Source organism: Aeromonas sp. 601027 (genome assembly GCF_049174455.1).
Classification (GTDB): Bacteria; Pseudomonadota; Gammaproteobacteria; order Enterobacterales; family Aeromonadaceae; genus Aeromonas; species Aeromonas veronii_A.
In genome coordinates, this window is the sequence record NZ_JAAKTN010000006.1 from 155,944 (window position 1) to 177,057 (window position 21,114).

General features: G+C 57.3%; 21 protein-coding genes. 13 read left to right on the forward strand and 8 right to left on the reverse strand.

The window, feature by feature from the left end; translation table 11 throughout:
* Positions 1 to 402 precede the first annotated feature (402 nt).
* Complete coding sequence (locus G5193_RS09975; protein ID WP_227341207.1) at positions 403 to 717, reverse strand: BolA family protein; 315 nt, start codon at positions 715 to 717, stop codon at positions 403 to 405.
* A 203-nt stretch (positions 718 to 920) separates the two neighbouring features.
* Here G5193_RS09975 and G5193_RS09980 point away from each other — a divergent pair, with 203 nt between their 5' ends.
* The 5 genes from G5193_RS09980 to G5193_RS10000 all read left to right on the forward strand — a co-directional run bounded on the left by G5193_RS09980 (position 921) and on the right by G5193_RS10000 (position 5,787).
* Complete coding sequence (locus tag G5193_RS09980; protein ID WP_421205913.1) at positions 921 to 2,054, forward strand: methyltransferase; 1,134 nt, start codon at positions 921 to 923, stop codon at positions 2,052 to 2,054.
* A gap of 17 nt (positions 2,055 to 2,071) precedes the next feature.
* Complete coding sequence (locus G5193_RS09985) at positions 2,072 to 2,656, forward strand: YajG family lipoprotein (RefSeq protein WP_047435490.1); 585 nt, start codon at positions 2,072 to 2,074, stop codon at positions 2,654 to 2,656.
* A 2-nt stretch (positions 2,657 to 2,658) separates the two neighbouring features.
* Positions 2,659 to 3,234 (forward strand): peptidylprolyl isomerase, encoded by a 576-nt coding sequence (locus tag G5193_RS09990; protein ID WP_216954445.1) that lies wholly within the window; start codon positions 2,659 to 2,661, stop codon positions 3,232 to 3,234.
* A 174-nt stretch (positions 3,235 to 3,408) separates the two neighbouring features.
* Positions 3,409 to 4,788 carry an AmpG family muropeptide MFS transporter gene (locus G5193_RS09995; RefSeq protein ID WP_421205914.1) on the forward strand — a complete coding sequence of 460 codons (1,380 nt, stop codon included), beginning with the start codon at positions 3,409 to 3,411 and terminating at the stop codon, positions 4,786 to 4,788.
* A gap of 156 nt (positions 4,789 to 4,944) precedes the next feature.
* On the forward strand, positions 4,945 to 5,787 hold the full coding sequence (locus G5193_RS10000) for an outer membrane protein OmpK (RefSeq protein ID WP_216951901.1): 843 nt from the start codon (positions 4,945 to 4,947) through the stop codon (positions 5,785 to 5,787).
* A 97-nt stretch (positions 5,788 to 5,884) separates the two neighbouring features.
* Here G5193_RS10000 and G5193_RS10005 read toward each other — a convergent pair whose 3' ends face one another.
* Positions 5,885 to 6,367: a YajQ family cyclic di-GMP-binding protein gene (locus G5193_RS10005; RefSeq protein ID WP_216951900.1), complete on the reverse strand. Its 483-nt coding sequence runs from the start codon at positions 6,365 to 6,367 to the stop codon at positions 5,885 to 5,887.
* A 201-nt stretch (positions 6,368 to 6,568) separates the two neighbouring features.
* Here G5193_RS10005 and G5193_RS10010 point away from each other — a divergent pair, with 201 nt between their 5' ends.
* Both G5193_RS10010 and G5193_RS10015 read left to right on the forward strand, forming a co-directional pair.
* A complete protein-coding gene (locus G5193_RS10010) occupies positions 6,569 to 7,522 on the forward strand; it encodes a ketopantoate reductase family protein (RefSeq protein WP_421205915.1) in 954 nt (317 codons plus the stop codon).
* Between the two features lie 37 nt (positions 7,523 to 7,559).
* A complete protein-coding gene (locus G5193_RS10015; RefSeq protein ID WP_421205916.1) occupies positions 7,560 to 8,120 on the forward strand; it encodes a DJ-1 family glyoxalase III in 561 nt (186 codons plus the stop codon).
* Positions 8,121 to 8,231: 111 nt separating this feature from the next.
* On the opposite strand, the gene G5193_RS10020 is transcribed toward G5193_RS10015, so the two are convergent.
* A complete protein-coding gene (locus G5193_RS10020) occupies positions 8,232 to 8,438 on the reverse strand; it encodes a hypothetical protein (RefSeq protein ID WP_101530802.1) in 207 nt (68 codons plus the stop codon).
* 131 nt (positions 8,439 to 8,569) lie between these two features.
* On the opposite strand from G5193_RS10020, the gene dinB reads away from it, so the two are divergent.
* The 6 genes from dinB (at position 8,570) to rlmM (ending at position 15,185) form a co-directional block, all read left to right on the forward strand.
* Positions 8,570 to 9,625 (forward strand): DNA polymerase IV, encoded by a 1,056-nt coding sequence (gene dinB, locus G5193_RS10025; RefSeq protein ID WP_421205945.1) that lies wholly within the window; start codon positions 8,570 to 8,572, stop codon positions 9,623 to 9,625.
* 66 nt (positions 9,626 to 9,691) lie between these two features.
* The gene (locus G5193_RS10030) at positions 9,692 to 11,833 is read left to right on the forward strand and encodes a methyl-accepting chemotaxis protein (RefSeq protein WP_021230315.1); all 2,142 of its coding nucleotides are present in this window, start codon (positions 9,692 to 9,694) and stop codon (positions 11,831 to 11,833) included.
* Positions 11,834 to 12,117: 284 nt separating this feature from the next.
* Positions 12,118 to 13,038: a transcriptional regulator GcvA gene (locus G5193_RS10035; RefSeq protein WP_005338622.1), complete on the forward strand. Its 921-nt coding sequence runs from the start codon at positions 12,118 to 12,120 to the stop codon at positions 13,036 to 13,038.
* Positions 13,031 to 13,660: an alpha/beta family hydrolase gene (locus G5193_RS10040; protein WP_421205917.1), complete on the forward strand. Its 630-nt coding sequence runs from the start codon at positions 13,031 to 13,033 to the stop codon at positions 13,658 to 13,660. Before G5193_RS10035 ends, G5193_RS10040 begins: the two co-directional genes overlap by 8 nt.
* A gap of 51 nt (positions 13,661 to 13,711) precedes the next feature.
* Positions 13,712 to 14,098, forward strand: a complete 387-nt coding sequence (locus G5193_RS10045) for a DUF423 domain-containing protein (RefSeq protein ID WP_101530798.1) — start codon at positions 13,712 to 13,714, stop codon at positions 14,096 to 14,098.
* The gene (rlmM, locus tag G5193_RS10050; protein ID WP_005338617.1) at positions 14,091 to 15,185 is read left to right on the forward strand and encodes a 23S rRNA (cytidine(2498)-2'-O)-methyltransferase RlmM; all 1,095 of its coding nucleotides are present in this window, start codon (positions 14,091 to 14,093) and stop codon (positions 15,183 to 15,185) included. The genes G5193_RS10045 and rlmM overlap by 8 nt, the downstream gene beginning before the upstream one ends.
* Before the next feature lie 80 nt (positions 15,186 to 15,265).
* On the opposite strand, the gene G5193_RS10055 is transcribed toward rlmM, so the two are convergent.
* From G5193_RS10055 to G5193_RS10075, 5 genes are all read right to left on the reverse strand, one after another.
* Complete coding sequence (locus G5193_RS10055) at positions 15,266 to 15,724, reverse strand: hypothetical protein (RefSeq protein ID WP_421205918.1); 459 nt, start codon at positions 15,722 to 15,724, stop codon at positions 15,266 to 15,268.
* Positions 15,725 to 15,841: 117 nt separating this feature from the next.
* Positions 15,842 to 16,849: an isocitrate dehydrogenase gene (locus G5193_RS10060; protein WP_005349723.1), complete on the reverse strand. Its 1,008-nt coding sequence runs from the start codon at positions 16,847 to 16,849 to the stop codon at positions 15,842 to 15,844.
* Between the two features lie 159 nt (positions 16,850 to 17,008).
* Positions 17,009 to 17,809 (reverse strand): flap endonuclease Xni, encoded by an 801-nt coding sequence (gene xni, locus G5193_RS10065; protein WP_421205919.1) that lies wholly within the window; start codon positions 17,807 to 17,809, stop codon positions 17,009 to 17,011.
* Positions 17,810 to 17,944: 135 nt separating this feature from the next.
* Complete coding sequence (gene ppnN, locus G5193_RS10070; RefSeq protein WP_019445906.1) at positions 17,945 to 19,300, reverse strand: nucleotide 5'-monophosphate nucleosidase PpnN; 1,356 nt, start codon at positions 19,298 to 19,300, stop codon at positions 17,945 to 17,947.
* Between the two features lie 148 nt (positions 19,301 to 19,448).
* Complete coding sequence (locus G5193_RS10075) at positions 19,449 to 21,062, reverse strand: diguanylate cyclase (protein ID WP_421205920.1); 1,614 nt, start codon at positions 21,060 to 21,062, stop codon at positions 19,449 to 19,451.
* Positions 21,063 to 21,114: the final 52 nt, after the last annotated feature.

A 21,114-nucleotide genomic window follows, 5' to 3' on the forward strand; every position in this document is an offset into this window, starting at 1 on the left:
AGAAATACATCACGACGGGTGGTTGAATGAGTCGCTGTTGTGGCTGCGCCGGGTGGTCAGGCTCAGCAATTATTCAACATGCGAGGTCACTCAAAAGCGCTTGAGTCTACCACTTAAGGCCCATTTTCTGCCATGCCAAATAGGCAAAATCCCTGCGTCATCACAAAATTAACCTGCAATGAATAACCCCTGAATTCCTTGTAAGCTGTGGTTTTAAAGGTTTTTTTAGTTTAATACCCCCATGGGGGTATGCTTGTGTAAGGCTGTGACTAAGCCGCCAGGGAAAACTGAATTAAATACCTATTTATGGTTGTCAGGATCAGCAGGCTGGCGGCTTTTTGTTTAATTTTTGTTTGTCACCCATAGGGTGGTGGGTCAGAGCAATGGGTGACAGCTAGCCGTTCAGGAGTGCGAGGGGTTGCCAACACAAGCTGGTGTGCGTGGTGCCTTACCCTTCTCCTGCCACTCGCTTGCCGTGTAGGTATGCAGTGCAAGTGCATGGACAGCGCCGGCCAGTTCATCGGCCAGGATGGCGTTGACCTGACGATGGCGAGAGAGAAGGCGCTGACCCGCAAACTGTTCGCTGACGATCACCACCTTGAAGTGGCTCTCAGAGCCCGGCTCCACTCGGTGCATGTGGCTCTCGTTGATCACTTCCAGCAGAGTGGGGGAGAGGGCTGCCGTCAGCTTGGCTTCAATCAGTTGTTGGATGGTCATAGGATCAGCTTCCAGAGTGAATGTCGGGCCATTCTATCGGCTGTCTAGGTGTGGAATAAGCCCCCGCAAAAGGAAAATCGCCTGCTATCCGTTCATTGGCACGCTCCGAACTGGTGAAATTCCTGCTCCTCGCTAGAATAGCGCCACTTTGCGTCGCCCCTGGCGCCTGTATCCATGAATCAAGCCGAGGTTGGACTCTTCCTATGCAAACCCTTCTCGACACTCCCCATTGCCAGCTCACGCTCTACCGCTATCCGCGCCAGAGTCAGGAGACACTGCAAGCCTGGGATGCGGCTGACGAATATCTGATCAACACTCTGGCGGAGTCCCCCCTCGAGCAGGCGGGCCACGTCATCATCATGAATGACGGTTTTGGCGCGCTTGCCGCCTATCTGCATCCGCACTCCCCCTGCTGTGTCACCGACTCCTACATCAGTGAGCGGGCTACCATGGCCAATTTGGCCGAAAATGGGCTGGATACGAGCGGGATTACCTTGCAGGATGCGCTGGCACCGCTGCCCGATGCTCCTGCGCTGGTGGTGATCAAGGTCTCCAAATATCAGGCTCTATTGGAGCAGCAACTGCTGGCATTGCGTGCGGTGGTGACACCGGCAACCCGCGTTATCGCTGCCGGCAAGGCGAAGGATATTCATACCTCCACCCTCAAGTTGTTCGAGAAGTATCTGGGGCCTACCCGTACCTCGTTGGCCTGGAAGAAGGCGCGTCTCATTCACTGCGAGCCGCAGGCAGAACGCCCCGCGCTGGCCAACCCCTTCCCGACTGTCTGGCCGTTGGAGGGAAGTGGCATGCTCATCCACAACCATGCCAACGTCTTCTCGCGCACCAGTCTCGATATCGGTGCCCGCTTTATGCTGGACAACCTGCCCATCCACAGTGCCCGCAAGGTGATCGATCTGGGCTGTGGCAACGGGGTGTTGGGGTTATCGCTGCTCGCCAAAGATAGCGAGGTGGAGGTGACCTTTATCGATGAATCCTATATGGCGGTCGCCTCGGCACAGCTCAACGTCGAGCACAATCTGCCCGATGCTCTGCCGCGTGCCCGCTTTATGGTCAATAACTGTCTCGACGGGGTGGCGGTAGGTTCGGCGGATCGGATCCTCTGCAACCCTCCTTTCCATCAGTTACAGGCGATCACCGATCATATCGCCTGGCAGATGTTCAGCGATGCGCACCGGGTGTTGCCTCAGGGGGGTGAACTCTGGATAGTAGGCAACCGTCATCTGGACTATCACAACAAACTCAAGCGCTTGTTTGCCAACGCACAAGTCGTTGCGTCGAACAGCAAATTCGTTATTTTGAAAGCCATCAAACGCTAAAGCCAAAGGAAACCATGATGAAAAAGTCACTCTTGCTGCTGGCCGCCCTGATGCTGGGCGGGTGTGCCACTCATTGGCCGGAGACAGCGCTGCTCAATCCGCAGGTGATCCCCGCCAACCAGCAATACTACTCTGGCAATCGCATCACCATGGAAGGGGTAGACAAGCGTGAGGCTGCCTACGTCTTCTCCATCAAACATAAAGAGAAAGCCCCCGTGCTGGTCAACAGCGAGCGTCCGCTCAATCTGCTGATGGCCGAACGGCTGGCTGAAGGACTGCGTAGTCAGGGTCTCGAAGTGGGCAACAGTGGCACCACCAACCTGACGCTGGTGATCTCCAACGCCGCAGTCAATGTGGAAGAGAAGACCTTTACCTATGTCACCAAGTCCCGCGTCAGTCTGCAGGTGATCGCCGATTTCCAGGGCAACCGTCTGACCAAGCAGTTCAACATGTCTTCCAGCAAGGAGAGCCCGAGCGAGCCAAGCATGGCCGATCTCGAGTCTACACTGAACCTGCAACTGGGTAGCGTGCTGCAGCAGATCATGGCCGATGAGGCGCTGCGCGGTTACCTTAAAGGTCAACCGAACGGCGCAGGTGTCTGATGATGAAAAAACTCTGGTTGCTGGCCATGTTGATCGCCCCGCTGGCGTTCGCGGGCCCGAAAGTGAGAATGGAGACCAACCACGGCAATATCGTGGTGGAGCTGGCGTCCAAGCAGGCGCCCCAGACGGTGAAAAACTTTTTGCGCTACGTGGCTGATGGCAGCTATGACGGCAGCATCTTCCACCGGGTGATCCAGGATTTTGTGGTGCAGGGGGGGGGGTATAACCAGCAGTTCCAGCAACTGCCAACTTATGAGCCGGTGGTCAACGAGTCGCGTGGCGGTCTGCCCAACAAGCGTGGCTCCATCGCCATGGCTCGCACCCAGGCGGTCGACAGCGCTACTCGCCAGTTCTACTTCAATCTGGTCGACAACAATAACCTCAACGCCGGTGGCTCTGCGGGTTATACCGTGTTCGGTCAGGTGGTTCAGGGGATGGAGGTGCTGGACAAACTGGCTCAGGTACAGACCGGTTACAGCCCCATTTTGCGTGCCAACGATGTGCCGACCAGCCCTGTCATCCTGAAGAAGGTAGTGTTGCTGGCGGAAACCCCGGCGGACAAGAAAGCCGGCAAGTAACCCATCGCCGGATGCGGTATGTCACAGTGATCCCGTCGCGCCACCATGCAAGGCTCATCCCGTTCGGGATGGGCCTTTTCTCTGGCCGGGCTTCTTGTGTCTATCTCCTTACCCGCCTTGGCTATCTGCCATCAACCTGCCAAAATGACGCACTTTTCCAAAGTCGTCAGGTAGTTGAATATGATCCGCACACCGAGTTGGCGGGAATCGCTCGCTGTTTATCTCGAAGCCCGAGTACTCATTCTCTTTGCCATGGGCTTTTCATCGGGTCTGCCGCTGTTGCTGGTATTTGGCACCCTCTCATTCTGGTTGCGCGAGGCCGATGTCAGCCTGACCGATATCGGTTACATGAGCTGGGTGGCGCTCGCCTACGGCTTTAAATGGATGTGGTCTCCGCTGGTGGATCGCATGCCATTACCACTGCTTTCGAGACTGCTGGGGCGTCGTCGTAGCTGGATGCTCTTCTCCCAACTGCTGATCGCTGGTGCGCTGGTCGGTATGGCACTTTGTGATCCCAAGAGCGGGTTGACTCATTTGGCCTTGTTCGCCCTGCTGGTGGCCTTTGCCTCGGCGACTCAGGATATCGTGATCGACGCCTATCGCATCGAATCCGCGCCCGAGCGACTGCAGGCTGCGATGGCGGCCTCCTACATGACTGGCTACCGGTTGGCGATGATCATCGCCGGTGCCGGCGCATTGGCGCTGGCAGCCTGGTTTGGCAGCAACAGCGGCTATGACTATCGTGGCTGGCAGATCACCTATCTGGTGATGGCCGGTCTGATGTCACTCGGGGTGATTACCACGCTGTTCTGCCATGAACCTGATATCGATCTGGCCGGTCAGGGCAGACAACAGGCAGAGCGCAAGGCACTGCTGCAGGAAAAGGGGTGGCCCGCCCCCTTGGCAAGTGCCGGAGCCTGGGGTTATGAGGCGGTCTGGAGTCCGTTTGCCGACTTCTTTCGCCGTTATGGTCGCTCGGCGCTGCTTATCCTGTTGCTTATCGCCTGTTACCGGATTGCGGATGTGGTGATGGGGGTGATGTCCAACAGCTTCTATGTGGATATGCAGTTCAGCAAGACCGAAGTCGCCACTATCACCAAGGTGTTTGGCGTTATCATGACGCTGGTGGGGGCGGCACTGGGGGGCGTGCTGGTGATGCGCTTTGGCACGCTGCGGATCCTGTTTCTCGGGGCGCTGCTCACCGCCAGCACCAATCTGCTGTTTGCCCTGCTCCATCAGGTTGGTCACAACCTGGAGCTGCTGACCCTGATCATTTCGCTCGATAACCTCAGCGCCGGCATCGCCACCGCAGCTTTTGTGACCTATCTCTCCAGCCTGACCAATGTGGCGTTTTCAGCGACGCAATACGCCCTGTTCAGCTCGGTGATGTTGCTGCTGCCCAAGTTGTTGGCCGGTTTTTCGGGGCAGGTGGTGGAGCAGATTGGCTACAGCGCCTTCTTTGTCGGCACCAGTTTGTTGGGCTTGCCCGTGTTGTTGTTGATTGTGCTGGTCGCCCGTAAAGGGGGTGAGTTGTTCTCAGTTGCTGACAAATAGCAAGCGTTTGCGTAGAATCGGGGGTGATTAGATTCACACTTCCGGATAAAGTTCCCGAGAAGTTGTTTCACCCCCAATTTTATTTGATTAGAATTCCTCTCGCTCCTTGTGGGCAGGCTACGGAAAACCTCAACTAACGCACAAGAGACCAATAAAATGGCCAAATTTACCAAGACTCTGATCGCTACCGGTCTGCTGGCTGCTGCCGCAACTCCAGCCTTTGCTGCTGACTACAGTGGTGATATCCACAAGAATGACTACAAGTGGATGCAGTTCAACGTCATGCACACCATCGACCAGCGCCCTTTCACTACCGGTGAAGAGGACTACAACGATACCTATTTTGAGATGGAGTTCGGTGGTCGCTCCGGCCTGTTTGACCTGTACGGTTACGTCGACGTATTCGATATTTTCGACTCCCGTCACAGCAATAAACACCATGGTCAGAACCTGTTCATGAAGTTTGCACCGCGTATGTCTCTGGATGCGCTGACAGGTAAAGATCTCTCCTTTGGTCCTGTGCAAGAGCTTTACATTGCCAACCTGAACAACGTTGGTGACAAGCAGATGGAAAACCAGCTGGGTCTGGGTGCCGATGTGATGGTTCCCTGGTTTGGCAAGGTTGGCATGAACCTGTATGCACGTCACGCCACCGAGAACCAGTTCTTCACCGAAGAAGAAGGTGAGTGGAACGGTTATCAGTTCTCCATGAACTGGTTCAAGCCTTTCTATACCTTCGGCAATGGCAGCTTTGTCTCCTACCAGGGTTATCTGGATTATCAATTCGGCCTGGATACCCATGACCGTGCTGACCGTACCAGCGACAACCTGGCCACCTTCCACGGTATCTACTGGCACTCCGATCGCTACGCGGTTGGTTATGGCCTGAAGTATTTCATGGATGCCTACGGTACCAAAGATGGCTCCAAAGCCTACGACGGTACCCCGTGGAAGAGCACCGGCTTCAGCCACTACTTCTCTGTTACCTACAAGTTCTAATAAAACTTGGGGAACAAAAAACCGGAGCATTTGCTCCGGTTTTTTTATGCTCGGACGATTAAAGAAGAGGAGAAGGGAGAGCCCTTCTCTCCCATCATCAGTCGCGGAAATTCTGAAACTGCATCGGTTGGCCCAGGTCGGCGCCACGGACCAGTGCCATGGTCTCTTGCAGATCGTCACGCTTCTTGCCGGTGACACGTACTTCATCACCCTGGATGGCGACCTGTACCTTGATCTTGGAGTCCTTGATCAGCTTGACCAGCTTCTTGGCGATCTCTTTCTCGATCCCCTGTTTGAACTTGACGGTCAGGTGGAAGCGTTTGCCGGAGTGAACGGAGTCACCCACTTCCATGGAGCTGTTTTCGATGTTGCGCTTGAGTAGGGCACCGCGCAGGATTTCGACCATCTGCTTGAGCTGGAAATCGGCATCGGCTTCCAGCTTTACCTCTTCTTTGTTCAACTCGAAGCTGGCTTCTACCCCACGAAAATCGAAACGGGTGGCCAGTTCACGATTGGCGTTGTCGACTGCGTTCAACACCTCGTTCATTTTGACTTCAGAGACAATATCGAATGACGGCATAGCCGAAGCTCCTCATGTTGCGTTATCGGGGGCCAAATCTACCAGAAATACGGCAAATTTGCTGATTTTGATGGGAGTGCTCTGCTAGAATCCCCTGCGCACAGGAAGGTTGGACCCGTTAGTGTCTGTTCGCGCTATTTTTCATTTATTCCCGGTAACAGGTTGAGAGGATTGCAACCCTTACCCTGACAGAGTCACATCATGCCAAGCGGATTAAAAAATTCCCGAAAACCCGTTATGCCACCTGTAGCGCCCAAGTGGACACTGCTCGGGTGCGGAGCTCTCGGCGGCGTTTTTGCCTCCCTGCTGACCCAGAGCGGTCAATCCACCCGAGTCTTGTTGCGTGAGCATCATCAATCTACCCTGCACCCCGGATTTGACTTTACTTCGTTGGAGGGGCAGGTACAGCTGCTCAATATCGAACGTGCATTTGCCGGCCAGCCGGGAAAAATCCAGCGTCTGTTGGTGATGACCAAGGCCAGTCAGGTGGTTGGCGCCCTGGCTCCACTGGTTGGCCATCTGGATGCTGGCGTGCCGATCGTACTGCTGCACAACGGGATGGGGATTGCCGAGAAGGTGGTCCAGATGTTCCCGCATAACCCGGTGATTGCCGGGGTGACCAGCCATGGTGCCATGAAAGCGGGCCATTTCGTGTTTCGTCATACCGGCAAGGGGGAAACCTGGTTGGGGCCATTTAACGAGGCGGCCAAGGCTCATGCATCACTGGCAGATGAGTTGGCGCAGGCATTGGGTCAGGCGGGTTGGGATGAGCAGATAGTGGCACGCCAGTGGCAAAAGCTGGCCATCAACTGTGCCATCAATCTCCTGACGGCCCTCTACAAGCTGAAAAATGGCGAGCTGGCTGGCCCCCGTTTTGCCGATGCCCTGCAGCAGATCTGCGTGGAGGTGGCGGATGTGATGTGCGCCGAAGGAGTTGCAACAACGGCAGAGGAGTTGCTGCGTCGGGTGATGACAGTGGTGGAACTGACCGCTGACAATTACTCCTCCATGCATCAGGATATGGAGCTGGGACGCGAGACCGAGATTGAGGCCATCACCGGCTTCCTGCTGGCCAAGGCTGCCCGGCATGGCATTGCCGTACCGGTCAATCAGGGTCTCTATCAGGCGATTAAAGAGAAGAGTCAGGCCGTCTGATCTTTTACATGGCAGAGCAAGCTGCAAGGAGGCGAACGTGAGTGTACTGGTGCTGGTGGCCCCCGGGTCGGAAGAGATAGAGACGGTCGCGATTGTCGATACCCTGGTGCGCGCCAGCATCGAGGTGGTGCTGGCCTCTTGTTGCCCAGCCGGATCGCGGCAGGTGAAGGCATCGCGCGGGGTGCAGCTGGTGGCTGATTGTCATATCGACGAGCTGACCCGTCGGGACTTTGAAGCCATCGTGGTACCCGGTGGTTTGCCCGGCAGCGAAGTGATCCGCGATACCCCGCTGGCCATCGAACGGCTCAAAGAGCAGGCCGCTCTTGGTCGCTGGCGCGCAGCCATCTGCGCCGCCCCTGTGGTGGTGTTGCAACATCACGCTCTGCTGGATGGTGCCATCGTCACCTGTCATCCCGGCTTTCAGTCCCGACTACCGACATCGCAACTGTCACATGAGCGGGTCGTCAGGGATGAGGCTCATCGCCTTATCACCAGCCAGGGGCCGGGCAGTGCCATCGAGTTTGCGCTTGAACTGGTTCGGGTGCTGCGTGGGGATGATGTGGCTACCGCCGTGGCTGGCCCTATGGTGCTGCCTTGAGCGCACTCTGTTGCTGAATCAAACTAGCCATGCTTTGAAAACCGGGCCCCGGTCATCTTGATCGGGGCCCGCTTGTTGTCTGCCGTTGTTGGCCACATCATATTGCCAAGCTTAGTAGTCGTATTGTGAACACTGTTTCTTGCTGTATTCCTCACGCCAGCGTGCCAGCTCTTCCTGAGTGCCCAGCGTGTCTCCTTTCTTGATGGCCTGTTCGAGTATCTCAATCCGGTCGTACAACCAGCGGCACTCCGCCGTCGGGTTGTTCTTGCCGATGCCGGTCAGCGGCAGCAAACAGAGTCCCAGCCAAAGATATTTCATCCCGAACGCTCCTTGTCATTGTGGTGGTGAGGGTCTCTTTAGAGTCTACCATTTTAGCCGTAACGAGAGAGATAGAGCTGTGGTTATCCTTGGGGTAAGATGATGCCATGTCTGTTTATTTATACAGTGGTATGCGCAAGATCATCCATATCGACATGGACTGCTTTTTTGCCGCGGTGGAGATGCGGGATAACCCCGCATTGCGGGAAGTTCCGCTTGCGATAGGGGGGGCCTCCGAGCGGCGCGGTGTCATCTCGACCTGCAACTATGTGGCGCGCCGGTTCGGGGTGCGCTCCGCCATGCCGAGCGCGCTGGCGAAAAAACTCTGCCCACCGCTGGTACTCATCCCGGGGCGAATGGTGGTGTACAAGGATATCTCCCGTCAGCTCAGGGCCATTTTCCTGCGCTATACCGATCAGGTTGAACCGCTGTCGCTGGATGAGGCTTACCTCGATGTGACCCATAGTCGCTGTTGTGGTGGCAGCGCCACCCTGATGGCGCAAGAGATCCGGCAAGCCATCGTCACCGAACTGGGATTGACCGCTTCGGCCGGGGTCGCCCCCAACAAGTTTCTCGCCAAGCTCGCCTCGGAGCAGCGCAAGCCTGATGGTCTGTTTGTCATTCGTCCCGACGAAGTGGCCGAATTTGTCTGTCAGCTGCCACTCGGCAAACTGCCCGGGGTGGGGCGCAAGACTGCCGAGCGGCTGGAGGCTCAGGGGCTCTACACCTGTGAGGATGCGCGGGCTTTGTCGGCACAAGAGCTGTGCAGCCGTTTTGGCAAGCTGGGGGAGATGCTGACGACCCGGATCTGGGGGCTGGATGAACAGCCGGTGCAGGCGCACCGGATCCGCAAAACCATCGGGGTGGAGACCACCCTGGCAAGCGATCTCTGTGACGAAGAGGCCTGTCTGAAGGTATTGCAGCAACTGCTGCCTGAGCTGGAACGGCGATTTCAGCTGGCGTGTCCTGCCGAGCAGGTGATGGGGCAGGGGATTAAGCTCAAGTTTGCCGACTTCCACCAGACCACCGTCTATCGCAGTCAGGGTGGCTATCAGCCAGCCTTGTTCGTTCCCCTGCTCAAAGAGGGGCTACAGCGGGCGCAAGGGCGTTCGGTTCGCCTGCTTGGATTGGTGGTGGGTTTGCCAAAAGAGGGTGAAGTTAATCAACTCTCGCTGGATTTGCTGTGAGAGAGTTAAGTTTTTGTTTATAAAGTCGATAATCTATCCATATCTGTATGACGTAGGAATATTGGCATGAGCGCTCTTTCTGTCCAGGGTCGGATTACCCTGATCGCCGGTTGCTGTCTGTTGGTGACAGCCGCCGCTCTGGTTGCCTCTTCGATTTACAACGCGAACAAGATGCAACAGCAGGTGCGGCAAGCCACCATGCACGAGGCGCAGCAGTCTGCCGAAAACTGGATGAAGGCGATGGGCTCGGAGCAGGCGGCCAAGGTGACCAGCTATCTCGATGAGGCCTATTTCCGCGCCAGTTTGCTGGCGGAGAGCGTGTTGTTCCAGCGCAAGAATGCGGCCGAGAACTTTGTCCATTCGGAGGCGCTGCGCAGCGCCGTCAATCAGCAACTGCACGATGCCGTTGCCTCATCGACCAATCTGCTTGGTGTCTATGCGGTGTTCGAGCCTGACCAACTGGATGGGGAAGACAGCAACTATCAGGGCTCCACGGCGCTGGGTTCCAACGACAAGGGGCGTTTTTCCAGTTACTGGGCCTATGACAACGGCAAGATAGAGCCGGAAGTGCAGAATGAGGATGTACTGGCCGATGAGAGCCCGACCGAGGCAGGTGGAATCGAAAACGAGTGGTATCGCTGCAGTATTCGCACCCGTGCCCTCTGCCTGCTGGAGCCCTATCTGGACGATGTGGGCGATAAACAGATATTGATGACCTCGGTGACGGTCCCGCTGCTGGAGCAGGAGACCTTGCTGGGGATGGTCGGGGTCGATATCTCGCTGGCCACTTTGCAGAGTTTGGTCAGCACCATGGACAAGGAGCTCTATGACGGCAAGGGCAGAATATTGCTGGTCAGTCACGAGGGGCGCGTGGCGGGAGCCGATGAGTTCGATGTGACCATGGGGCGTGGGCTGGATCAGAAGTATCAGGGGCTGGCCAGTGAGCTGAAAGGCTGGCTCAGTCAGGGTCAGGAGCTGACTCGCTGGAGCAGCGATGGCACCCTGTTGCAGACCTTTGTCCCGGTATCCATGCGTGGCACCGACCGTAAATGGGGCATCTACATTGAATTGCCACGGGCCGTAGTGCTGGCCTCGGCCCAGCAATTGCAAGATGAGCTGGCCAGTGAAGCCAATCGCAGCGTGGTCTCGCAGCTGTCGATCGGAGTGCTGATCTCGCTGGTTGCCCTGAGTTTTATCTGGTTGATGGCGCGCCAGATTGTGGCACCCATCCGCGCTGTAGTTGCCCGCCTCAAGGATATCGCCAGTGGTGAGGGGGATTTGACCCAGCGTATCGAGATCCAGCGGCAAGACGAGATCGGCGAGCTGGCCAAGTGGTTCAACAGCTTCCTCAACAAGTTGCAATCCACCATCAGTCAGGTGATTGATACCGTCTCCGGTACGCGCAACAGTGCCGAGCGAGCCGCGCAAGTGGCCGAGCGCACCAGCAGTGGCATGCAGGCCCAGTATCAGGAGATCGATCTGGTGGCGACGGCATTTGAGGAGCTGAGCGCCACCGCGTTGCAGGTCTCCGGTAATGCCGGCTCGGCGGTGGCGGCTGCCAACACCACTGATGCCGCGGCGCAAGAGGGCAAATATGTCGTTGCCGACACCCAGGAGGCGATGCGCAAGCTGATGACCATTATCAACGATGCCCAGCCGGTGGTGGAGCGGCTCTCCGCCAACAGCGACAACATCAATGACATTCTTATCGTGATCCAGGGAATTGCCGAGCAGACCAACTTGCTGGCGCTGAATGCGGCTATTGAAGCGGCGCGGGCCGGTGAGCAGGGCCGTGGCTTTGCCGTGGTGGCCGATGAGGTGCGCAATCTGGCGGGTCGTACCCAGAATGCCATCGTCGAGATCCAGACCCTGATCAGCCAACTGCAATCCGGTACCGGCGCCGTGGTCAAGGCGATCCGCGATGGTCATGGACAGGCTGACGAGACGCTTGCCAAGGTGGATCTCTCGGTGCAGGTGCTGGAGCAGATTATCCAGTCGGTCTCCACCATCCATCAGATGAACGAGCAGATTGCCCGAGCGGCGCAGGAGCAGAGCCGGGTGGCGGACGAGATCAACCGCAACGTCAGCAACATTCGCGATGTGAGCCACACCATTCGGGCCGAGGCGGCGACCTCCGCCGAAAATGGTCGCGAGCTCTCTGCGCTGGCGGATAAACAGCAGCAGCTGGTGGGGCAGTTCAAGGTATAGAAGGGATGAAAAAAGGCGCCATCCAGCTGGAGGCGCCAAACACATTCAGATGACAGACTGGGTCAAACCGGTGAGATTTGAGCCCCTCTTCCCGCAGAGGAAGAAACACAACACCACAATCACAGTCGAAAGACTCACTAAAAACACATGTAAACCAACACGTAGTAGAAAATGTGAGCCATATGACGACTGATTGCTGGGCGAATTATGTTTATTCACTGGTCGACCCGCAACCGACAAATTATAATGCGCCCCATTAGAAAAACTCATCGTCGGCTGGTGTCATGTCTCGTCGTTTACCCCCGCTCAATGCCCTCAAGGCCTTTGAAGCAGCGGCTCGTCACTTAAGCTTTACCCGCGCAGCAGAAGAGTTGTTTGTGACTCAGGCTGCCATCAGTCACCAGATCAAGGCGCTGGAGGAGTATCTTGGCATCAAGTTGTTCCGCCGCAAAAACCGTTCCTTGTTGCTGACCGAAGAGGGGCAGGGCTATTTTCTGGATATCAAGGACATCTTTGCCTCCATCTCGGAAGCGACCGACAAGCTGCTGGCCCGCAGTGCCAAGGGGGCGTTGACTGTCAGTTTGCAGCCGAGTTTCGCCATCCAGTGGCTGGTGCCGCGGCTGGTCAAGTTCAGCGAGCGCCACCCCGATATCGATGTGCGGATCAAGGCGGTCGATCTCGACGAAGGGTCGTTGACCGACGATGTAGATGTGGCCATCTATTACGGGCGCGGCAACTGGCCGGGTCTGCGCTCGGACAAGCTGCATACCGAGTACCTGATCCCGGTCTGCTCCCCCTTGCTGCTGACCGGGCCCAAACCGCTGCGTACGCCGCAAGATTTGACTCTTCATACCCTGCTGCACGATACCTCCCGCCGCGACTGGAAGGCCTGGTTCCGCCAGCTCGATATCGATGCCCCCAACGTCAATCAGGGGCCCATCTTCAGCCACTCCACCATGGTGATCCAGGCGGCGATCCACGGCCAGGGGGTGGCGCTTGGCCACAGCGTGCTGGCTCAGCCCGAGATTGAGGCTGGTCGCCTTATCTGCCCGTTCGAGCAGGTGCTGGTGAGCAAAAATGCTTTCTATCTGGTGTGCCAGGAGCAACAGTCGGATCAGGGCAAGATCGTTGCCTTCCGCGACTGGATGCTGGAGCTGGTGGAGCAGGAAGAGGCGCGTCGCAGGGCAAGGCTCGCCGATGCCTGATGTGATCCGCGAGGGGGCAATTGATGCCCCCGTTCGCATTTTGCTGGCCCACGGGGCAGGTGCAGGGATGGATCATGCCTTTCTTACCGAGTTGTCACGCCTGCTGGCTGGCCCCGACAGCGAAGTGGTGCGCTTCAACTTTCCCTACATGACCAGGCGAGCCCAGGATGGCAAGCGCCGCCCACCTGACAGGGTGCCTGTGCTGCTCGCCCATTGGCGCGACATGATCCGCGAGTTTGCCCATCCACGGCTGTTTCTGGCGGGCAAGTCGATGGGCGGGCGGATGGCGGCGGAACTGTATCGTGAAGGCGAGGGTGAGATGAATGCTGCAGGATTGCTCATTCTCGGGTATCCTTTCCACCCTCCGGCCAAGCCCGACAGCTGGCGAGGCGAGGTACTCAAGCATATTGCAGTGCCAACTCTGCTGTTGCAGGGGGAGCGCGATACCTTCGGTAGTCGCGCCGAACTGGCCGATTTCCCCTTCTCACCCGCCGTATCGGTCCATTGGTTGACCGATGGTGATCATGGTTTCAAACCGCGAAAAGCCAGTGGCGTGAGTGAGCAGGAGAATATGCAGCATGCAGCTGCGGCCATCAGCCATTTTGTGGCCCGGCATGGATAGCACGATAGGGTTGGTTTTATTGCCAGCCGTGATGAGAGAGGGATTGTGAGGATGCAGATCCATCGACATTGGCTGATACTGGCCGGTCTCTTCGGGTTGACGGCCACCATGCTGGGGGCTTATGGCGCCCATGGATTGGCGGCGACCGGCATTACACCCGAGCGTCTGGCGGCATTCAATACCGCCGTGCAATATCAGTTTTTTCACGCATTGGCCCTGCTGGTTCTGGGCTGGTGTGGTGTGCGTAGCAAGGTGATCCAGCTGGCTGGCACCGCTTTTGTGCTGGGGATCATCGGATTCTCCGGCAGTATTTACGCCATGGTGCTGCTTGGCAGCAAGGGGCTGGGGTTGATTACTCCGGCCGGTGGCCTCTGTTTTATGTTGGGATGGGCGGCCCTGATCTGGGCTGGCTGTCGTCTTGGAGGAAAAAATGAATAATCTGCTGCTTTATTGCCGCCCCGGTTTTGAGAAAGAGGCGGCTGCAGAGATCACCGAGCGTGCCGGTAACATGCAGTGCTACGGTTTCGCCCGGGTCAAGGACGACAGCGGTTATGTGATCTTCGAACTGTATGACGAGGAGCAGGCGGACCTGCTGGCTCGCAAGCTGCCATTCCGGGAGCTCATCTTCATCCGCCAGATGCTGGTGGTCACCCATGAGCTGAAGGATCTGGATGTCGCGGACAGGATCTCCCCCATCCTTGAGGCGGTGAGTGACTACACCATTTGCGGTGATCTGCGGGTCGAAACCGCGGATACCAACGAAGCGAAAGAGCTGTCGGCCTTCTGCCGCAAGTTCACCGTGCCGCTGCGTCAGGCGCTGCGCAGCAACGAGATCCTGACCAAGAAGGAGACGCCAAACCGTCCGGTGTTCCACGCCTTCTTCATGGCCAATGATCACGTGTTGCTGGGCTACTCCTATTCGTTCAACAACTCCGGATTCCACATGGGGATCCCGCGCCTGCGCTTCCCGGCCGATGCGCCGAGCCGCTCCAGCCTCAAGCTGGAGGAGGCGTTTTACGTGTTCGTGCCGCGGGAAGAGTGGGATGTGCGTCTCTGCTCAGGCATGAAGGCGGTGGATCTGGGCGCCTGCCCGGGTGGCTGGACCTATCAGCTGGTGCGTCGTGGCATGATGGTGACGGCGGTCGACAACGGCATGATGGCCCAATCCCTGATGGATACCGGTCAGGTCAAGCATATCCGGGATGACGGTTTCGTCTGGCGTCCGAGCAAGAAGAACACCTACTGGCTGGTGTGCGACATGGTCGATAAACCGGCGCGGGTCGTTCACATGATTGCGGACTGGTTCCGTGAGGGTGACTGCCAGGAGGCGATGTTCAACCTCAAGTTGCCGATGAAGAAGCGTTATGCGGAATCGGTACACAACATCGAAGTGCTGCGCGAGATGCTCAAGGAGATCGACAACGCGTTCGTGATCCAGGCCAAGCAGCTCTATCACGATCGAGAAGAGATCACCGTGCATGTTTACAACAAGTACTGGGTCTCCAAACTCGAGCCCAAGGCGTGATGTAGCCGTTCAGCCCGTACGATAAATACCAAGACCGACAGGGAACCCTGCCGGTCTTTTGCTATTCAGGGCTCGAAAAATCAGAAACGGTAATCGAGGCGCAGGGAAGATTCGTCGTCGGTCACCTTGATCTCTATCTGCAGCGGGATGGTTTTGTCGACCGGATTGAATTGCATCTTTATCCCGTCTCCTCTCAGCCTGAGGGCGGTGTTCATTCCGCCAGCCTTAAACTTGACCTTGGGTCTGAAGCGTTCGACCGACAGACTGACGCTCTTTTCCGGGGTCAGATTGAGCTGCGGGTAGGAGGTGATCTTTTGATTACCAAAGTTGTCGGTGGAGACTTCAATACCAAACGACAGGGGTTTGGGCGCTTTTAGCAGGTCGTTGGTATTCAGGCTCGAGCGCCATACCTCGGTGGCAGTCCGTTTTTCCTGCTGTGGCAGTTTGGCAGTGTGGGTCTGTTGATCCTGCTCGAAAGCACTTGCAGTACCACACACCAGCATCAGACCCGAAACCAGATAGCACCCGTATCCCTTCATGAAAAACACTCCCTGTTCTTCTTCTCTATTGAACATAGTTGCTGTTCGGGGAGTGGCAAAGGATTCGGAAATATAAAAAAGGGAGCCGAAGCTCCCTTTTAAAATCAATGAATTAACTCACAGGCGATCGATGATGGCCTGGGTGAATTCGCTGGTGGAAGCCGTGCCACCCAGATCGCGGGTGACCCGATCACCGGATTCGATGGTGGCTCGTACCGCCTCGCGGATCCGCTCTGCTTTATCCTGCATGCCGAGGTACTCCAGCATCTGGATGGAGGCTAGGATCACCGAGGTCGGGTTGGCGATATTCTTGCCTGCGATATCCGGTGCCGAGCCATGCACCGCTTCGAAGATGGCGGCGCCATCGCCGATGTTGGCACCCGGCGCCATGCCAAGGCCGCCGACCAGACCGGCGCAGAGATCCGAGAGAATGTCGCCGAACAGGTTGGTGGTGACCATGACATCGAAACGCTCCGGGTACATCACCAGATTCATGCAGGCGGCATCGACGATCATCTCTTCGCTCTGGATATCCGGATAGTGGCTGGCGATTTCACGGGCTACTTCGAGGAACAGGCCGGAGGTCGACTTGAGGATGTTCGCCTTGTGGATGATGGTGACCTTCTTGCGCCCTTCCTGACGAGCCAGCTCGAAGGCGAACTTGACTATACGCTCGGCCCCTTCGCGGGTGATGATGCTCATCGCCTCGGCGCTCTTGTTGTCATCACTGCGCTTTTGCCCAGCGCCCGAGTACATGCCTTCGGTGTTTTCACGCACAGTGATGATGTCGATGTTGTCGTAACGGCTTCTGGTGCCCTTGAAGGAGATGACCGGGCGCACGTTGGCGTAGAGGTTGAACTTCTTGCGCAGGGAGACGTTGATGGAGGTAAAACCGCCGCCGACCGGTGTGGTCAATGGTCCTTTCAGGCTCACCTTGTTCTTCTCAATCAGATCCAGGGTCGCCTGGGGCAGCAGCTCGCCATGCTTTTCGAGGGCAACCAGACCCGCATCAGCGTATTCGTACTCAAAGTCACAGCCCGCATGGGTCAGGATCTGGATGGCTGATTCAATGATGCTGGGGCCGATGCCGTCGCCGGGGATCACGGTAATTTTTCTTTTGGACATGAGAGGGTTCCACTTCCAGGGTATAGGGGAGGATGGGGCTGCTTTATAGCATTTACTCAGCAAACCAACCACATTCCTTTACATTCTACTCACTTTCATCAACAGCGAGGGTGAGTCTCGTCATGGTTCGCGCCCTTGCCCGCATTTTTGTTCGGCCATTTAGTCCGGCTGGGGCGGGTAGCGGATGTCCCGCAGGTTGAATCCCAGCGGAATATCCCGCTGCAAGCGCACCAGCCGCTGGGCCAGCAGGGCCTCATCCTGATGCTGGCGCAGCTTGAGCAGTGGCTTGGCGGCATCCTCTTGCTGGCAGGCTTCGAGCATGGCTGCCAGGTTGCCATATTGCTGCAACAGCTGGGTGGCGGTCTTGGGGCCGATCCCCGGAACCCCCTTGATATTGGAACCGCTGATACCGGTCAGGGCCCAGAAGTCGACCAGCTGATTAGGCGCTACCCCATATTGCTGCTGGACGAAGGCGGCATCCAGCCAGCGTTTGTTGAAGTAGTCGCGCACCCGGATCTGCGGGCAGATCAGTTGGCAGAACCCCTTGTCGGTGGAGATGATGGTCGCCTGATGGCCATGGCTGGCGATGCCGCTGGCGAGGGTGGCGATAAGGTCATCCGCTTCATCGGTCTCGGAGAGCAGAGCGTCGACCCCGCACTCCCAAAAGGCATCCTGCAGGGGCGCCAACCCCTCACGCAGTTCAGGGGGCATGGGGGTTCGCCCCTCCTTGTAGGCCGGATAGACCTCCTTGCGCCAGCTGTGCACCTCGCCATCAAACACGGCAATGACATGGGTTGGCTCGCTATTGGCCAGCAGCTTGCGGCAGGTATTGATAAGGTTGGCGCGGGTTGCAACCAGCGCCTGGGCAGGGGTCAGTGCCTGCTGGGCCTGTACCGCGTGCAGACGGCGAATGAGGTTGAGAGCATCGATGATGAGCAGGTGTGGCCGGATAGTTGACATGGGGCACTCTTGGCGGTCGGGACGCCCCATTGTAACAAACCGCTCGCCTTATGGGGGATTGATGGCGGTCGGGAAGGCATAGCGCCAATAAAGAGGGGCGCCGATGCGCCCCTCTGTCGATGATGTATCTGTACCCTAGCGGACGATTTCGTAGCAAGGCACATACTGACTGCCCGGCAGCTTCATCCGCTGCTGCTTGACGAAGCTCTCCAGCAGCTTGTCCATCAGGTGCATCAGCTCCTTGTCGCCGTGCAGCTTGAAGGGGCCCTTCTTCTCGATGGCGCGAATGCCCCCTTCCTTGACGTTGCCGGCGACGATGCCGGAGAAGGCACGACGCAGGTTGGCGGCCAGCAACTGGGGCGGCTGGTTGCGGTGCAGATCCAGACTGGCCATGCTGGCGTGATCCGGTTCGAAGGGGAGCTGGAACTCCGGCTCAATTTTGAGGGACCAGTTGAAGGAGTAGGCATCACCGACCGATTTGCGGTATTCGCGGATTTTCGGCATCGCCTCCTTCATCACTCGGGCCACTTCCGGTGCATCGCCAACAATGATCCGGTAGAGCTTGGTCGCCGGTTCACCGAGGGTCGCCTTGATGAAGTCGTCGATGGCTCGGAAGTAGTCGGCACTCTCTTTCGGGCCGGTCAGGATGATGGGCATGGGTTGTCGTTCGTTGGCCGGATGCATCATGATGCCGAGCAGATAGAGCAGCTCTTCGGCGGTGCCGACCCCGCCCGGGAAGATGATGATGCCATGGCCCAGACGCACGAATGCTTCCAGCCGTTTCTCGATATCCGGCAGGATCACCAGCTCGTTGACGATGGGGTTGGGCGGCTCGGCCGCAATGATGGAGGGCTCTGTGAGGCCGATGTAGCGCCCGTTGCGCACCCGCTGTTTGGCATGGCCGACGGCGGCCCCCTTCATCGGGCCCTCCATGGCTCCCGGGCCGCAACCGGTACAGATGTTCAGCTCACGCAAGCCCAGCTCGCTGCCCACGGCGCGGGTGTACTGGTACTCGATCTCGTTGATGGAGTGGCCACCCCAGCAGACGATCAGGTTGGGATCGGCGCCAGGCAGGATCACCTTGGCGTTGCGCAGGATGGCGAACACCACGTTGGAGATATGAGTCGAATTGGTGAGGTTGACCAGTCGGTTCGATTCAAGCTGGTTGGAGACATAGAGAATGTCGCGCAGCACCGAGAAGAGGTGCTCCTGAATACCACGAATGATCTCGCCATCGACGAACGCGTGCTCGGGGGCGTTGAACAGTTCCAGCTTGACCCCGCGCTCGCGCCGGATCACATGAATGTCGAATGATTTGAAGCGCTCCAGGATCTCCTTGGAGCTGTCGGTATGGCTGCCGGAATTGAGCACCGCCAGCGAGCAGTTGCGAAACAGTTGATAGATATCGCTGGAGGCAGTCTGCTTGAGGCGATCCACCTCAAGCTGTGACAGCAAATCCATGCTGCCGACGGGATTGATGTGCGTAATCATAGGTTCCCCTTTACTCACTTGTTATCGTTGTGTTTTTTCCCTGGGGAGAAAAGGGATGCCATGTTGCATCCCCTGAGTTTGATAGTAGTGGCAACGGAGGGGGGAGGGAAATAGGGCGACGACTGTTCGCTGTTTTTTTAGTCACCACTCAGGCCAGTGTCACTTGATCCCGACCTGCGTTCTTGGAGTGGTAGAGCGCTCTGTCCGCCCGTTCGAACACATCGGAGGGGTTGTCACCATCCTTGAACAGGGTTGCGCCGATGGAGATGGTGATCTCCACCTTGGCATCGCGAAAACGGAACGGGATGCTCTTGATGGTCTGGCGCAGGGTTTCCAGCGGCTTCTGGAACTTGTCCGGGTTGATATTGGGCAGCAGCACCACGAACTCTTCGCCGCCGAAACGGGCGATGAAGTCAGTGTCACGCAGGGCGCTCTGCAGCGCTTTGGCAACAACCTTCAACGCCTTGTCACCGGCCATGTGGCCATAATTGTCATTGATGTTCTTGAAGTGATCGATGTCGATGATCGCCATGCAGAGCGGAGTGCGGTAGCGAAGCCAGCGTTTGAACTCCTGCTCCAGCCGCTCGTCGAGGGCGGCCCGGTTGTGTACCTGAGTCAGGCTGTCGAGGAACAGCTTGTGCTTCTGAATGGTCAGCCGCTTCTTGTATTCTGCGGTCTCATCCTTCATCAAGCGCAGCTTGGACTCCATGGTGGAGAGGCGGGTGAGCAGGTGACGCTCCCGTGCTGCGGTACTTTCCCGTTCTTGCAGCAGCAGATTGATGGCGCCCATATGGCCGGAGATGGCACGCTTGAGCGCATCGATGGAGTTATGGCTGGCCAGGGAGTGGTCGATCGCCTGCAGTTCGCAGACCAGAGCTTCGCGGGTTTCACGGGTTTCATTTTGTAGCGCACGCCCCTCATCGAGGGATTCGGTAAAGCCGACATGCACTGCTGACAGGCTCTCGTTGAGGGAGCTGAGAAAGGCGCGGGAGGCTTTGCGCTCCTCGCGGGTGCCTTCGATGATAAGTTCGATGACCTGCATACAGGTCTCTGCCAGCATGGCAGGATTGATGCCGATCAGCAGTTGACGGCGGATATCCCCGAGGCTCTCGCCAATTGAACCGGCGAAATCAAGTTCGGTGATCAGCCGCTGCAGTTCGTCTGCGATACGCGCATGATCTTTGAGGTCAAACGGCTCAACATCAGGTTGGGGTTCACAACCGGGCTCGCTCTCTTGCTGTTGGGGCGCTGAAGAGCCGGACAGTGGCTGGCTTGGCAGCAGCTGGATCTTGATCGCCTGCTGATAGAATTCAAGCAGGCGGATCACCTTCTTTTGATGATCGGCAATACCATAGCCGGCGGGGCTTTTCAGAAATTCCTTGAGGGATTTTCGGGCCTCTTCCGGGAAGCCCTTGATGGTTTTTAGCTGTTTTGAGCCAAGATCAATGGCTGCCTGGGTCAGGGTGAGCGACTCTTCCAGTGCATTGCTGTGCTGCTGCAGCAACTTCTCGATGGCAAGTAGCTCTGCATCCAGCGAGGTGAATGCGGGATTGCTATCCAGTCTCTGCTTGAGCTTGGCGAAGCGATTGTCCAGCTCACGATCGAAGCCGCGGCAAGAGAGCATCAGCTTGTTGATAAACTGGATGCCACGAGCTCGCTCTGCATCGGAAAAGGAGAGAACGCCGTCGAGCTCCAGCTGTTTTTGCTGGAGGGATTCCCTGAGCCTGGCCAATTGTCCTGCTACGGCAGCGATGTCATTCATTATCAGGTCGCCCTGTTGTCATTATTGTTTTTGGTGTTGGATAGCAACAGTG

Excerpts from the sequence above, each read along its gene's own strand:
- G5193_RS09975 (WP_227341207.1), bottom strand. The coding sequence starts at position 717 with ATGACCATCCAACAACTGATTGAAGCCAAGCTGACGGCAGCCCTCTCC.
- G5193_RS09980 (WP_421205913.1), top strand. The coding sequence starts at position 921 with ATGCAAACCCTTCTCGACACTCCCCATTGCCAGCTCACGCTCTACCGC.
- G5193_RS09985 (WP_047435490.1), top strand. The coding sequence starts at position 2,072 with ATGAAAAAGTCACTCTTGCTGCTGGCCGCCCTGATGCTGGGCGGGTGT.
- G5193_RS09990 (WP_216954445.1), top strand. The coding sequence starts at position 2,659 with ATGAAAAAACTCTGGTTGCTGGCCATGTTGATCGCCCCGCTGGCGTTC.
- G5193_RS10000 (WP_216951901.1), top strand. The coding sequence starts at position 4,945 with ATGGCCAAATTTACCAAGACTCTGATCGCTACCGGTCTGCTGGCTGCT.
- G5193_RS10005 (WP_216951900.1), bottom strand. The coding sequence starts at position 6,367 with ATGCCGTCATTCGATATTGTCTCTGAAGTCAAAATGAACGAGGTGTTG.
- G5193_RS10010 (WP_421205915.1), top strand. The coding sequence starts at position 6,569 with ATGCCAAGCGGATTAAAAAATTCCCGAAAACCCGTTATGCCACCTGTA.
- G5193_RS10020 (WP_101530802.1), bottom strand. The coding sequence starts at position 8,438 with ATGAAATATCTTTGGCTGGGACTCTGTTTGCTGCCGCTGACCGGCATC.
- dinB (WP_421205945.1), top strand. The coding sequence starts at position 8,570 with ATGCGCAAGATCATCCATATCGACATGGACTGCTTTTTTGCCGCGGTG.
- G5193_RS10030 (WP_021230315.1), top strand. The coding sequence starts at position 9,692 with ATGAGCGCTCTTTCTGTCCAGGGTCGGATTACCCTGATCGCCGGTTGC.
- G5193_RS10035 (WP_005338622.1), top strand. The coding sequence starts at position 12,118 with ATGTCTCGTCGTTTACCCCCGCTCAATGCCCTCAAGGCCTTTGAAGCA.
- G5193_RS10040 (WP_421205917.1), top strand. The coding sequence starts at position 13,031 with ATGCCTGATGTGATCCGCGAGGGGGCAATTGATGCCCCCGTTCGCATT.
- G5193_RS10045 (WP_101530798.1), top strand. The coding sequence starts at position 13,712 with ATGCAGATCCATCGACATTGGCTGATACTGGCCGGTCTCTTCGGGTTG.
- rlmM (WP_005338617.1), top strand. The coding sequence starts at position 14,091 with ATGAATAATCTGCTGCTTTATTGCCGCCCCGGTTTTGAGAAAGAGGCG.
- G5193_RS10055 (WP_421205918.1), bottom strand. The coding sequence starts at position 15,724 with ATGAAGGGATACGGGTGCTATCTGGTTTCGGGTCTGATGCTGGTGTGT.
- G5193_RS10060 (WP_005349723.1), bottom strand. The coding sequence starts at position 16,849 with ATGTCCAAAAGAAAAATTACCGTGATCCCCGGCGACGGCATCGGCCCC.
- xni (WP_421205919.1), bottom strand. The coding sequence starts at position 17,809 with ATGTCAACTATCCGGCCACACCTGCTCATCATCGATGCTCTCAACCTC.
- ppnN (WP_019445906.1), bottom strand. The coding sequence starts at position 19,300 with ATGATTACGCACATCAATCCCGTCGGCAGCATGGATTTGCTGTCACAG.
- G5193_RS10075 (WP_421205920.1), bottom strand. The coding sequence starts at position 21,062 with ATGAATGACATCGCTGCCGTAGCAGGACAATTGGCCAGGCTCAGGGAA.